We start from the raw sequence: 14,212 nt of genomic DNA on the forward strand, positions 1-14,212 counted from the left end.
AACATGAAAGGCTCTGCTCAATCCCCTGGAGCCACTCATGCCCGCTGTTACCAATAGCCACGATCAATTCATCGGAGCCAGGTTACCGGCCTGGCTCAAGCGCGCCTCACGAGGTCAGATCAATACCCTGCGTAGCAGCCTGAACGCGCATCATGCGAGCCAGGCCCGCCTGCATGGACTGATGCTTGATCTGCTGTCGCCGTCGCAGTTTGCCGAAAAGCACCTGACGGCGCTGCTGGATGCGCCTTTGCCGGACGGGGTGGCCTTCGCCCAGCTCGAATGGCTGCAGGTTGCCCCGCGGTTTGGCACGCTTACTGGCACATTGCAACAGACTTACGAATACAGCGAAAGCCGTGAAAATGGCTTGCAGCGGCTGATGCGCAACTTTGCTGCAGGTAACAGTTATTTCAACGGCACAGGCCTGGTGCTGCCAGGTCGGGATCAGCCATTGACCCCATCGCTGGATGCATTCATCGCCGCGTGCCGCAGACTGGATGTCGGCCAGCGCTATCAGGATGAGTTGCGAAGGGTCTTCAGCCCGGCCACCCGGGCGATCCTGGCCGAGGACAAGCGCTCGGGGTTCAAGCTTGCGATCGAAGTGGCTGCGTTACAGGGCAACATAAGCGCCGATGTACAGATTGCCCTGCGTGAGGTGGTCGATAGCCAGTTGCACCGCCCGCAGGGGCTCAGGGCGACGCCCAGGCTGCTGATGATCCTGGGGCAACCGGTGGCTGACGGCTTGCTCATCCAGTTACATGACAACACCGGCCTGGAACGAGGCACCGTGCTTTACCTGCCCAGCGATCCACACCAGGCCTTGCGTTACTTCGACGATGCGGCGGGCATGAACGACGGCATGGCGCAGCAGCTGCAGAAGGCGGCCTACCGACAGTACTTCACCCAGCTGATAAGCCTTCAACAGCGCGCAGGTTTCGTTACTTTGCTTGGCCAACGCCTCAGTGACGAGCAGCCAGACTTGCAGCTTGAAAGCATGCCGCAGGAAGGCGGCATCTTCACCCAACTGGCTGAGCTGCAAGCCCAACGGGTCAAGGATGATGCACGTCTTTTACTGGTAACGAGCGCCGATGCCGATAGCCGCGCCGCAGAGGCCAGGCACGCGGAGTGGAAAGCCGTGGGGCTAGACATGATGAACCTGGCCGGGTTTTTCATTCCTGTCGTGGGCGCCCTGTTCATGGGGCAACTGGTGGTTCAGGTGTGTTCCGAAGTGTTCGAAGGGGTGACGGATTGGTACAGGGGGCACCAGCACGAAGCGCTGGACCATTTACTTGGCGTCGCCGAGACCCTGGCAGCCACGGCGGCTACCGTAGCAGGGGTCAGCTTCGTGCGCAGCGCATTCGTCGACGGCCTCGAACCGGTAAGCGTCGGTAATGGAATAAGCCGCCTGTGGCGCTACGACCCCGACCAGTATCGATCCATGCCAGACACCATTCATTTGCATGAGGACGGGCGCTTCGGCGGAGGTGAACGCCGCTGGATCCGCATCGATGGATACTACCTGGAAGTGCATAAGCCGGATGCCGATGGCCCCTATCGCTTGCGCCATGCGTCGATGGACGGAGGTTATGGCCCGGTGGTGCTGCATAACGGCGAGCGCAGCTGGCGTTTGCTGCGTGAGCAACCGCTGACCTGGCAGGAGCCCGAGCGTATGCTCGATGCGCTGTGGCCACAATATCCGCACATGGAGTCCCGGCAGGCGGAGCAGGTATTGCAGGTGGCAGGTGTCGACCTGGAAGAACTTCGCGGCGTGCTGGTGGAGAACCGCCCCGCCCCGGTAAGCCTTGGGCAGACCCTGCGTGCTTTCCAGGCACAGGACCGCATCGAAACGTTCTTTTCGCGAATTCGGCTGAACACCCTGATGCCGTCCGACAGTGAGCTGCTGGCCTGGTGTGAGGGCCGGCCGCAGGTTGGCCAGGGGCTGGCACAGGTACTGGAACACGAGGTTGAATTACGACCGCAATTGTTTGCCCACCTGACACAGCAACCGTTTGCCGAGGACCCGCTGACGCAGTTGATCAGGCGTGACTTTCCAGGCTTGCCTTCGGCCTATGTGCGGGAAGTGGTTGCCCACGCCAGCGAACTCGAGCATGGCATGGCGCGGGTCGAGCAACGCTTGCCGTTGCCCTGTGCGCAGGGTGCGCGTTCGCTGTTGCGCCTGGCTCGGCTGAATCGGGCGTTAGCAGGCTTGTACCTGAGTACTGGCTACAGCAATGAAACAGGTGAACTGGCGCTCACGTTGCTCGAAAACCTCGAACTCGAAAACATCGCTATCGACCTGCGTGAGGGCACGCTGGACGGACGTTCGATCAAGCTTCTCGGTGGCGGCGGGCAAGGTCGGGCAGATCGCATACTGGTGTACAGCGATGGCGGGTTCCAGGTCTACAACGGCCTGGGTGAGCAGCAAACCGTTACGATGACTGACCCTGGTTGCATCTATCAGGCCATCTTCGCAGTGCTACCACCTGCGCAGCGGCCTGGCATTGCTTCAGCGCAGCAGTTGCGCGACCAGTTGCTGGCACAGTTGCCTGTTTCACATTGGGGTGTCACCCGCATGCTTGGCTGGCCTGAGCAGCGCAGATGGTTCAGCCCGGGCCGCCGGCTGCAAGATGGACGTTTGGGTTACCCCCTCAGCGACCATCCTTCCATCCCTCCCAGAGATGAGCAGGCAATCATTCGCGACCAGCTGCGTGCGCTGTATCCAGGCCTGGACGAACAGGCGCTCGATACGGAACTGGCGCGCTTGCAGCAGGGCGAGCGCCCGGTATTCGAACGATTGGTGGAATTGCAGGACGGCCATGACCAGCTGGTCCAGCACCTTGACCGCTGGGTTGCAAGCGAGCTGCAGGAAAGCCGCCAAGCTGAGCGCAGGCTGACCGCAGACAGCATCCTTCGGGCCTGGCGATTACAGGGTGAGGTCGTCCCTGCCGCGCAAGGCCGAGCGCAGGGGCAGCGCTTGTCACTGACCGGCGCGCATTTGCGCACACTTCCAGTATTACCGCCGCAGATCGATTTTCATCGTATTACGATGCTGAACATCAACGATACGCCGATAAGTGACATTCCAGTCGATTTCCTCCGCCCGTTCACTGCCGTGACTGCCCTGAACCTCAGCAACAACCAGTTGCTGCGCCTGCCTGTGGGCATCGCGTACCTACCGGGTGTACAGGTGTTGCGCCTGGCGCACAATCAGATCCGGCTCGATGCTCAGACTGTCGCGATACTCCAGGGCCGGCCCAATCTGACCCATCTGGACCTCAGCTACAACCGGCTGGAGGCGCTGGATCTGAGGTTTCACTACCTGTCCCGGTTGACCAGCCTGAACCTGCGGCATTGTCGGCTTGGCACCTGGCCACAGTATCTGGAACTCTGTGGTTTGCTCGAGCGCGCCGACCTGCGTGACAACCAGCTGCGCACGGTGCCGGATGAAATCCTGCAAATGCCGTACGCATTCCGCCGTGTCATCCTGACAGATCGCAATCCATTGACAGGCGTGGCGTTGCAACGATTGTATGCCCTTGACGTCATCAACGAGCACGGGCACTTGCCCGAGACGTCATGGACTGTCGACCTGCGTCGGGCGCTCACGCTTCTGGTTGCCAATGCAGACGCAGCGGAGCAGCAGCGACGACAGGAGCTGTGGCGGCGAATGCTGCAGCAACCAGCGAGCAACCGGCTGCTCCGGCTGTTGGCCCGCCTCGAATTCACCGCCGATTACCGCCAGGCGGGGGCGGCACGAGCAGAGTTGGTCGAGGGCGTGTGGAACCTGCTGGGTGCGCTGGACGCTGACCCGGTGCTCTGCACACGGGTTTTCGCGCGTGCCGAGCTGCCATTGTCTTGCGCGGATGCGGTCGCCAGCCAGTTCAGTGCACTGCAGTTGGAAGTCACCCAGGCCCAGGCGGCAACCCAGGCGCTTGACCCCGAGAGCAGAAGCAGTTTGCTGGCGCTGGGCCGTCAGCTGTTCCGACTGGAGCAGTTGGAGGGGATGGCTTATCGGGATTGTCGACAGCGCCTTTCGGCTGGGGAGCATACCGATGAGCTGGCCCTGCAACTGGCCTACCGAGTGCGCCTGCGTGTTCGCCTGGCGTTGCCCTCTCAGCCCCATGCCATGAGCTACCCCGGTGCGGTGGAACTCGCAGATACCCAAGTCGAGGATGCGTTCCGGCGGGTGACCCAGGCGCAAACGCTCAGCGCCTTCACCGATAGTCTGAGCCAGCGTGAATTCTGGCGCCGTTATCTGCGCCAGCGGCATGAGCAGATGTTCGACGCCATCACAGCGGACTACAGCCAGCGCGCAATCCGGCTTCAAGCGCAGAGGCCGGCCTTGTCGCCGGCCGAATACCAAGCACAGCTGGAGCTGCTGCGAGAGCGGGAAGGCGCGGATATCGAGCGCCTGGTCAGCGGGCTGACGCAGTCCTATCTGCGTGCTACCGAGCGTGCCGAGGGCTGAGCCCGAGGCGGCCAAACCGGTCATCCAGATTGACAGCTTTGGCCATTGTCGCCGTGCCTGAGCGGCGCGAACATCGTCGGACCGATGGTTAACTCCAAAAACAACAAACCAGGAGTCCGACGATGCGTGATTACGCCGAGGCCGTTCGTGCCTTCGACCATGCCCAGGCTGCTGCGGCGGCACTGCATGGCGACCTCACGGCCCTCAACGCCTGTGTCGAATGCTGCGACCGCCATGCCGGGGCCGGCAAGCTGGCACTGACCAGCCTGGACCGCGACGGCAACATTGCGCGGTACAGTTTCGACCAGCTCAGCGACCTGGCAGCCCGTTTCGCCACAGTGCTCAAGGCCCAAGGGGTGCAAGCGGGAGATCGCGTCGCTGGCTTGATGCCACGTACCCCCGAATTGTTGATCACGATTCTTGCCACCTGGCGCCTGGGGGCTGTGTACCAGCCACTGTTCACCGCCTTCGGCCCCAAGGCCATCGAGCACCGCCTGGAACAATCCCACGCCCGCGTCGTCGTCACCGACAGCAACAACCGCGCCAAGCTGGACGATGTGCACGGCTGCCCGACCATCATCACGGTCAACGCCCGCAGCGGCGAGTTGGATTTCCAGCAGAGCCTGGCCAGCACGACGGAGCGCTGCGAACCGCTGATGCGTTCGGGCGATGACCCGTTCCTGCTGATGTTCACATCCGGTACCACCGGCCCGGCCAAGCCGCTGGAGGTGCCGCTGCGCGCGATCGTCGCGTTCCAGGGTTACATGCGCGATGCCATCGACCTGCGTCCGCAAGACAACTTCTGGAACCTGGCCGACCCGGGCTGGGCCTATGGCCTGTATTACGCCGTCACTGGCCCGCTGTCGCTGGGCCATGCCACCACCTTCTACGATGGCCCGTTCAGCGTCGACAGCTGCGCCCAGGTGATCGACACGCTGGGCATCACCAACCTGGCCGGCTCGCCCACCGCTTACCGCCTGCTGATAGCCGCCGGCGACGCATTCGCCAAGCCGGTCAAGGGCCGGCTGCGGGTGGTCAGCAGCGCCGGCGAACCGCTCAACCCGGAGGTGATCCGCTGGTTTGCCGACGAGCTGGGCGTGACCATCCATGATCACTATGGCCAGACCGAACTGGGCATGGTGCTGTGCAACCACCATGGCCTGCAGCACCCGGTGCACCTGGGCTCGGCCGGCTTTGCCATCCCCGGCCATCGCATCGTCGTGGTGGACGAGCAGGGGCAGGAACTGACAGCCGGCCAGCCGGGAATTCTCGCGGTCGACCGTGAGCAGTCGCCGCTGTGCTGGTTTGGCGGCTACCACGGCCTGCCGACCAAGGCCTTCGTCGGCAAGTATTACCTCAGCGGCGATACCGTCGAGCTGAACCCGGACGGCAGCATCAGCTTCGTCGGCCGCAGCGACGACGTGATCACTACCTCGGGCTACCGGGTTGGCCCGTTCGATGTGGAAAGCGCGCTGATCGAGCACCCGGCAGTGGTCGAGGCCGCCGTGATCGGCAAACCGGACCCCGAGCGTACCGAGCTGATCAAGGCCTTCGTGGTCCTGGCCAGCGGCCACGCAGGCAGCGCCGAGCTGGAGGAAACCCTGCGCCAGCACGTGCGCCTGCGCCTGTATGCGCATGCCTACCCCAGGGAAATCGAATTCGTCAGCGAGCTGCCCAAGACCCCGAGCGGCAAGCTGCAACGCTTCATCCTGCGTAACCAGGAAGTCGCCAAACAACAAGCGCAACAGGCCACCCCTGCCAGCGCCTGAAAGGAAACCGATCATGCAAATAGCCAACAAACACTTCATCGTCAGCGGCGCCGCCTCCGGGCTGGGGGCGGCCACCGCGCAGATGCTGGTCGAGGCCGGCGCCAAGGTCATGCTGGTCGACCTCAATGCCCAGGCTGTCGAAGCCAAGGCCCGCGAACTGGGCGGCAACGCCCGCTTCGCAGTGGCCGACATCAGCGACGAACAGGCTGCGCAGGCGGCGGTCGACGCGGCTGTCAGTGCCTTCGGCAGCCTGCACGGGCTGGTCAACTGCGCGGGTATCGTCGGCGCCGAAAAAGTGCTCGGCAAGCAGGGCCCGCACGGCCTGGCCAGCTTCGCCAAGGTGGTCAACGTCAACCTCATCGGCAGCTTCAACCTGCTGCGCCTGGCCGCGGCGGCCATGGCCGAAGGGGCTGCCGATGAGGGCGGCGAGCGCGGGGTGATCATCAACACCGCTTCCATCGCCGCCTACGACGGGCAGATCGGCCAGGCCGCCTACGCAGCCTCCAAGGGCGCCATCGCCAGCCTGACCCTGCCGGCGGCCCGCGAACTGGCGCGCTTCGGCATCCGGGTGATGACCATCGCCCCAGGCATCTTCGAAACGCCGATGATGGCCGGCATGAGCGAGGAAGTACGGGCATCGCTGGCAGCCGGCGTGCCCTTCCCGCCACGCCTGGGCCGCCCGCAGGAATATGCCGCGCTTGCCCGCCACATCATCGAGAACAGCATGCTCAACGGCGAGGTGATCCGCCTCGACGGTGCACTGCGCATGGCTGCCAAGTAAGGAGAACCAACATGACCCTCGCCAACGACCCGATCGTAATTGTTAGCGCCGTGCGCACGCCCATGGGCGGCCTGCAGGGCGACCTCAAGAGCCTGACGGCACCACAACTGGGCAGCGCGGCCATTCGTGCGGCTGTCGAGCGTGCCGGCATCGATGCCGCCAGTGTCGAGCAGGTGCTGTTCGGCTGCGTGCTGCCGGCTGGCCAGGGCCAGGCGCCGGCCCGACAGGCTGCGCTGGGGGCCGGGCTGGACAAGCACACCACCTGCACCACCCTGAACAAGATGTGTGGCTCGGGCATGCAGGCGGCTATCATGGCCCATGACCTGCTGCTGGCCGGCACCGCCGACGTGGTAGTGGCCGGGGGCATGGAAAGCATGACCAATGCCCCCTACCTACTGGACAAGGCCCGTGGTGGCTATCGCATGGGCCACGGCCGGATCATCGACCATATGTTCATGGACGGCCTGGAAGACGCCTACGACAAAGGCCGGCTGATGGGCACCTTCGCTGAAGACTGCGCCCAGGCCAATGCCTTCAGCCGAGAGGCCCAGGACCAGTTCGCCATTGCCTCGCTGACCCGTGCCCAGGCGGCGATCAGCAACGGCCGTTTCGCTGCCGAGATCGTCCCGGTGGAAGTCACCGAAGGCAAGGAAAAGCGCGTTGTCAAGGATGACGAGCAGCCGCCCAAGGCGCGCCTGGACAAGATCCCGCAGCTCAAGCCGGCGTTCCGCGAAGGTGGCACGGTGACCGCCGCCAACTCCAGTTCGATTTCCGACGGTGCCGCGGCGCTGGTGCTGATGCGCCGCTCCGAAGCCGACAAGCGCGGCCTCAAGCCGCTGGCGGTGATCCACGGCCACGCCGCCTTCGCCGACACCCCGGCGCTGTTCCCGACCGCCCCGATCGGCGCCATCGACAAGCTGATGAAGCGCACCGGCTGGAACCTGGCCGATGTCGACCTGTTCGAGATCAACGAGGCCTTCGCCGTGGTCACCCTGGCGGCCATGAAGCACCTCGACCTGCCACATGACAAGGTCAACATCCATGGCGGTGCCTGCGCCCTCGGCCATCCGATCGGCGCTTCCGGCGCACGCATCCTGGTGACCCTGCTGTCGGCCCTGCGCCAGAACAACCTGCGCCGTGGCGTGGCGGCCATCTGCATCGGCGGTGGCGAAGCCACGGCCATGGCTGTCGAATGCCTGTACTGAGGTGAACCATGCTGGTAACTGACGAGCAACAACAGATCGCCGACGCGGTGCGCGCCTTTGCCCAGGAGCGCCTGAAGCCGTTTGCCGAGCAGTGGGACAAGGAACATCGCTTCCCCAAGGAGGCCATCGAGGAGATGGCCGAGCTGGGGCTGTTCGGCATGCTGGTGCCGGAGCAGTGGGGGGGCAGCGACACCGGGTACGTGGCCTATGCCATGGCCCTTGAAGAAATCGCCGCCGGTGATGGTGCCTGCTCGACCATCATGAGCGTGCACAACTCGGTGGGCTGCGTGCCGATCCTGCGCTTTGGCAGCGAGCAGCAGAAAGTCCAGTTCCTTGCCCCGCTGGCCAGCGGCGCGATGCTTGGTGCCTTCGCCCTGACCGAACCGCAGGCTGGCTCCGATGCCAGCAGCCTGAAGACCCGTGCACGCCTGGATGGCGATCACTATGTACTCAACGGCAGCAAGCAGTTCATCACCTCTGGCCAGAACGCCGGGGTGGTGATCGTGTTCGCTGTCACCGACCCGGACGCCGGCAAGCGCGGCATCAGCGCCTTCATCGTGCCCACCGATTCGCCGGGTTACCAGGTGGCGCGGGTCGAGGACAAGCTTGGTCAGCACGCTTCCGACACCTGCCAGATCGTTTTCGACAATGTGCGCGTGCCCCTGGCCAATCGCCTGGGCGCGGAGGGTGAGGGCTACAAGATTGCCCTGGCAAACCTCGAAGGTGGCCGTATCGGCATTGCCGCACAAGCGGTGGGCATGGCCCGCGCGGCGTTCGAAGTGGCGCGCGACTATGCCAACGAGCGGCAGAGTTTCGGCAAGGCGTTGATCGAACACCAGGCGGTGGCGTTCCGCCTGGCCGACATGGCAACGAAAATTACCGTGGCCCGGCAGATGGTGCTGCACGCCGCGGCATTGCGCGATGCCGGGCGCCCGGCGCTGGTGGAAGCATCGATGGCCAAGCTGTTTGCCTCGGAAATGGCCGAAAAGGTCTGTTCGGATGCCTTGCAGACCCTGGGCGGTTATGGCTATCTGAGCGACTTCCCGCTGGAGCGTATCTACCGCGACGTTCGGGTTTGCCAGATCTACGAAGGCACCAGCGACATTCAGCGCATGGTCATTGCGCGCAATCTTTGAAGGAGCAGACTGCATGGCATTCGAAACCATCCTGTTGGATATCCACGGCAAGGTCGGCCTGATCACCCTCAACCGCCCGCAGGCGCTGAACGCGCTTAACGCGCAGATCGTTGGCGAGATCAACCAGGCCCTGGACCAGCTCGAGCGTGACCCGAACATTGGCTGCGTGGTGCTGACCGGTTCCGCCAAGGCCTTCGCCGCTGGTGCCGACATCAAGGAAATGGCCGAGCTGCAATATCCGCAAATCTACGTCGACGACCTGTTCAGCGATGCCGACCGTATTGCCAACCGGCGCAAGCCGATCATCGCCGCGGTGTCGGGCTTTGCCCTGGGGGGTGGCTGCGAGCTGGCGATGATGTGTGATTTCATTCTGGCGGCGGACAATGCCAAGTTCGGCCAGCCGGAAATCAACCTCGGCGTGTTGCCGGGCATGGGTGGCACCCAGCGCCTGACCCGCGCGGTGGGCAAGGCCAAGGCCATGGAACTGTGCCTGACGGGCCGCCTGATGGGCGCTGAAGAAGCCGAGCGCGCTGGCTTGGTGGCGCGTATCGTGCCGCAGGCGGAGCTGGTGGAAGAGGCGCTGAAGGTGGCGGCGACCATTGCCAGCAAGTCGATACCGGTGAGCATGATGGTGAAAGAGAGCGTCAATCGGGCGTTTGAAGTGACCCTCAGTGAAGGCGTGCGCTTTGAACGGCGGGTGTTCCATGCGGCATTTGCTACCGAGGACCAGAAAGAGGGCATGGCTGCGTTCATTGGCAAGCGTGAGGCGCAGTTCAAGGATCGTTGATAGCAGCATCGTTGCCGTTGCTTTTGCTTTTAAGCGCGCGATAGTTCAGGCGCCCCCGAATGCGACTTCAGGAGGCCGAGCGAAGGGCTTGCGGAGGGAGGTGACGGGCATGGATGCCCGTCAAGCGCTGAGGCCCCATGGATGGGGCCTGCAGCGCGTCCTCCCGGGAGCAAGCCCGTAGCGAGGGGACCCCGGAGCGCAGCGTAGGGGCCGGATGATGGGAGTCAGCGTTTTTTGGTTACTTTTTGCCGCGTTTGGCAAAAAGTGACTCGCCGTTGAACTGACCCCTGAATGTTGGACACCTGACCTCACCGAGGGGGTGTTCCATGACGAAATACAACCTATCGCTCAAGCAATTGCTGATCGAGGAATCTCTGTCTGCCGACAGTATTCATGAGGTGGGCGTCAAGCACGGCCTGAGCCCATCGATCCTACGCCGCTGGGTCAAGGGCCATGATGCGCACGGTGCCGCAGGTTTGGCTGCGAAATACAGCCACTACGATGCCCAGTTCAAACTGAAGGTGTTGCAGTGCATCGAGCAAGAGGGGCTGTCCGCCCAGCAAGCGTGCATACGATTTGATATCCGCGGCCCGAGCAGTATCAGGGAATGGAAAAAACGGTACGATGCAGGTGGAGTTGAAGCACTTCAACCGCATCGTCACCGAGAGCCCAGCATGCCCCGCAAACCGTCCAAAAAAACCACAGTAAGCCCTGAAGGCCTTGCGGACGTTGACCTGACACCTGAGCAAATGCTCAAAGAGCTGGCCTATCTGCGTGCCGAGAATGCCTATCTAAAAAAGCTCGATGCCTTGATCCAGGCGGACCCTCGGACTGCGCAGCCAAGAAAACGCAGGCCGTCCAAGGATTGAGGCAGGTATATCCACTTGCTTTGTTGCTCCGTGCTGCCGGGTTGGCGCGCAGCACGTTCTACTACCAAGGCAAAGCGCTGCTGACTGACAAGCATGCAGAACTGAAAGACCGCATCCGCAGCGTCTATCACCAGCATCGCGGACGCTATGGCTATCGCCGCATCACCGCGGCCCTTGGGCACACCGGTGAGTCAATCAATCACAAGAAGGTGCAGCGTTTGATGCAGTTGATGGGCCTTAAATCATTGGTCAGACCGAAGAAATACCGCTCTTATCGGGGCGATGTGGGGCTTGTCTCACCTAATCTGCTCAAGCGGGAATTCAAGACAGAAGGCCCTAATCAGAAATGGGCGACTGACGTGACGGAGTTCAAGGTAAAGGGGCAGAAGCTGTTTCTCTCGCCGGTGATGGACCTGTACAACGGGGAAATCCTGGCTTACCAGACCAACCGCCGACCTGAGTTCAGTATGGTTTCGAGCATGTTGGAGCAAGCCTTTGGGCGGCTGAATCAAGGTGACAAACCAATCTTGCACTCTGATCAAGGCTGGCAGTACCGCCAGCCGACCTACCGGCACATGTTGGCCGAGAAGAACGTTGAGCAGAGCATGTCACGTAAGGGAAATTGCCTGGATAATGCCGCCATGGAAAGCTTCTTCGGTACGCTCAAGAGCGAGTTCTTCTACCTAGAATCCGTTTGAGAGCGTGGAGCAGTTGGCATCAGGGCTGGACGACTACATCGCCTACTACAACCAGGAACGCATAAGCCTCAGATTGAATGGCTTGAGTCCGGTACAATTTCGGACCCAAGCACTGAACCGTTAACCCCTGTCCAACATTCCGGGGTCAGTTCAGGCGAGTCACTTTTTGCCAAACGCGGCAAAAAGTAACCAAAAAACGCTGCGCTCCCATCATCCGGCCCCTACGCTGCGCTTCGGGGTTCCCTCACTCCGGCCTCCTGAAGTCGCGAAGATCAAGATCAAAAGCAGAGCAAGAGCAAGAGCAAGAGCAAGAGCAAGAGCAAGAGCAAGAGCAAGAGCAAGAGCAAGAGCAAGAGCAAGAGCAAGAGCTAGCGCCAGCGCGACGCAGGGCCACGGCCAGACTCCTAGTATGAGGGCGGCGATCGCATTGAGCTGAAGGCACCGACCAGCGGAATGTAGACAATGGAAGCAAATTCCCACCCGATTGCAGTTGCTCCACGCGACGCGGCGCCTTAGACTTCCGCCCCCTGTAAAAGAGTGCCGGTTGGCGCTTGAAGAATTCCGCCACCGATGCCAAGGCGTCGGCAGCATATGAATCGCCCAAATGCACATTTTTTCATAGAGAAATCGATGACCAAGGAACAGTTGCTGGCCATGTCGGCCGATGACTACATGAACGCTGACCAGCTGGCTTTCTTCGCTGGCCTGCTGCAGGCGATGAAAGTCGAAACCCATGAACGCATCGAGCTGAGCCGTGCCACCATCGAAGGCCTGGACACCCCGTCGGACCCTGCCGACGTGGCTTCGGTCGAAGAGGAGCGTAGCTGGCTGGTAAATGCCATCGACCGCGACCAGCGCCTGCTGCCCCAGCTGGAAATGGCCCTGGACCGTATTGCCGACGAAAGCTTCGGCTGGTGCGACGACAGCGGTGAGCCGATCGGCCTGAAGCGCCTGCTGATCAGCCCGACCACCAAGTACTGCATCGAAGCCCAGGAGCGCCACGAGCAGCTCGATCGCCACCAGCGCCAGGTGTAACCCCGCGCGGTGTGCCAAGCCCCACGGAGCGATCCCTGGGGCTTTTTGCGTTTCTTTGCCGCCGGCGGTTTTGTTGCCCCGCGCGTAAAACTGCTGTACCGGGATGCGCTGTTTCCGCGCGGCGAGCGGGCGTATCATGGCTTTATCGTTAGGGTGCTAATTAAATTCCGGAGGGAATGATGAATAGCCGGGTCGATGTAGCCGTGATGATTGGCTCGGGTGTGCCGGCCACGCTGCGGGCGTTGGGTAAACGCATCTGCTGGGTGGTGCTGGTCAATGGCGAGCGGCGTGGTACCGCCTTCGCCACGCGCGAAGAGGCGCTGGAGTGCCAGGCAGCCTGGTTGCAACAGTTGAAGAAAGGCTTGGCCGCCTGAGCGCATCGATTGCGCCGGGCCTGGTAAAACGAGGGCAGGCTGTATCAACGGCAAGAAATGCGCTTTGCCTCTCGACGGATTTCGGTGTTTTCGTGCATATTCTTCCCTCAGTAATGCACTGATGGATTGCAGGGCCCGTTTTCACGTGCGCTCCGGCATTGCCTGTCGCATCTTTCTGGCGGGTTTGCTGTCAGACATTACACTTCCCGGATCGGGAATATGCCGAAAGCCTGTATTGAGGCCAGATCTGGCAAGCCAGAGTAAAGAATCCCGCACGCTGCATCGCCAGCGGGCGCAGACATTTCGCATATCGCTTCATTACTCTTTTCGCCTATCGACAAGAAATGGCCGTGCTTCACCGAGCTTGGGTGAGCGCGGGTTGTAACCGGTTGAGGATTACTTCATTGGCAGTCAGCACTCTTGATACCCATGCGTTGTTCGCCCTGGGCGACTTGCGCGGTAAATTGGCCCAGCTGTTCCAGGGTCGCTTTGTCTACGTCACCGAACAGAATCCCGAAGGCCTTTACATGGCCGAAATCGACACCGAAAGCGCATTGGTGGTCGACGACAAACAGCGCCTCGAACTTAAAGTCGGCGACCACTTCCGCGCCGCCGTGCTGCCCAGCCGGGAAGGTGGCAAGCTGGAAATGCGCTTTCGTGAAATCAAGCTGAACGTCTATGGCGTAGGCGATTACGCCTTCGTCTCGGTACCTGAAGGTGAGGGCATCGTGTTCCGCGAGGGCCACGGCGTGATGCTGGTATTCGCCGCACAGCAGCAGATTCAGGAAGGCCTGGGCAAGTTGCTCAAGGCGGTGACCGGCAAGGTCGCCAAATGGCGCAAAGGTGAACTGACCACCTTCAAGGCCAGTGAATGACCCACGGTGACGACACACCCACCACGCGTGCCGAGTTTCATCGCCAACACCAGGCGGATGCCGTGGCCGAGGCCCAGCGTTTGCTGGCCAGGCGCGCGGAACTGCAAAGTGCCTGGTTGAACTGGGTAGCAGGCGAATTGTACCGCCTTGGCCCGCCGCCCTATGTGGCCATGGTCCGCCGCGAGTTGCAGCGCCTCAGCCAGGCGTGAGGCGACTGG

The 14,212-nt window shown here is 62.1% G+C and carries 10 protein-coding genes and 1 pseudogene; all 11 read left to right on the plus strand.

Going from position 1 to position 14,212, the window contains the following annotated elements:
* The first annotated feature begins 37 nt into the window (after window positions 1–37).
* The 11 genes and pseudogenes from HU763_RS09095 to HU763_RS09145 all read left to right on the plus strand — a co-directional run bounded on the left by HU763_RS09095 (window position 38) and on the right by HU763_RS09145 (window position 14,203).
* On the plus strand, window positions 38–4,465 hold the full coding sequence (locus HU763_RS09095; RefSeq protein ID WP_186690038.1) for an NEL-type E3 ubiquitin ligase domain-containing protein: 4,428 nt from the start codon (window positions 38–40) through the stop codon (window positions 4,463–4,465).
* 122 nt (window positions 4,466–4,587) lie between these two features.
* A complete protein-coding gene (locus HU763_RS09100) occupies window positions 4,588–6,234 on the plus strand; it encodes an AMP-binding protein (protein WP_186690036.1) in 1,647 nt (548 codons plus the stop codon).
* A 13-nt stretch (window positions 6,235–6,247) separates the two neighbouring features.
* Window positions 6,248–7,015: an SDR family NAD(P)-dependent oxidoreductase gene (locus HU763_RS09105; protein ID WP_186690034.1), complete on the plus strand. Its 768-nt coding sequence runs from the start codon at window positions 6,248–6,250 to the stop codon at window positions 7,013–7,015.
* An 11-nt stretch (window positions 7,016–7,026) separates the two neighbouring features.
* The gene (locus HU763_RS09110; RefSeq protein ID WP_186690032.1) at window positions 7,027–8,220 is read left to right on the plus strand and encodes an acetyl-CoA C-acyltransferase; all 1,194 of its coding nucleotides are present in this window, start codon (window positions 7,027–7,029) and stop codon (window positions 8,218–8,220) included.
* Window positions 8,221–8,228: 8 nt separating this feature from the next.
* Window positions 8,229–9,356 carry an acyl-CoA dehydrogenase gene (locus tag HU763_RS09115; protein ID WP_186690030.1) on the plus strand — a complete coding sequence of 376 codons (1,128 nt, stop codon included), beginning with the start codon at window positions 8,229–8,231 and terminating at the stop codon, window positions 9,354–9,356.
* Between the two features lie 13 nt (window positions 9,357–9,369).
* Window positions 9,370–10,143 (plus strand): enoyl-CoA hydratase, encoded by a 774-nt coding sequence (locus tag HU763_RS09120; protein WP_170029160.1) that lies wholly within the window; start codon window positions 9,370–9,372, stop codon window positions 10,141–10,143.
* A 326-nt stretch (window positions 10,144–10,469) separates the two neighbouring features.
* Window positions 10,470–11,834 (plus strand): annotated as a pseudogene (locus HU763_RS09125) (IS3 family transposase).
* A gap of 506 nt (window positions 11,835–12,340) precedes the next feature.
* Entirely contained in the window at window positions 12,341–12,745 is a 405-nt protein-coding gene (locus tag HU763_RS09130; RefSeq protein ID WP_003259022.1) for a TraR/DksA family transcriptional regulator, read from the plus strand.
* 179 nt (window positions 12,746–12,924) lie between these two features.
* Window positions 12,925–13,119 (plus strand): hypothetical protein, encoded by a 195-nt coding sequence (locus HU763_RS09135; RefSeq protein ID WP_170029161.1) that lies wholly within the window; start codon window positions 12,925–12,927, stop codon window positions 13,117–13,119.
* Between the two features lie 404 nt (window positions 13,120–13,523).
* Window positions 13,524–13,994 (plus strand): hypothetical protein, encoded by a 471-nt coding sequence (locus HU763_RS09140; protein ID WP_170029162.1) that lies wholly within the window; start codon window positions 13,524–13,526, stop codon window positions 13,992–13,994.
* On the plus strand, window positions 13,991–14,203 hold the full coding sequence (locus HU763_RS09145) for a hypothetical protein (RefSeq protein ID WP_186690028.1): 213 nt from the start codon (window positions 13,991–13,993) through the stop codon (window positions 14,201–14,203). Before HU763_RS09140 ends, HU763_RS09145 begins: the two co-directional genes overlap by 4 nt.
* Window positions 14,204–14,212 lie beyond the last annotated feature (9 nt).

It is taken from the genome of Pseudomonas anuradhapurensis (assembly GCF_014269225.2).
Lineage (GTDB): Bacteria > Pseudomonadota > Gammaproteobacteria > Pseudomonadales > Pseudomonadaceae > Aquipseudomonas > Aquipseudomonas anuradhapurensis.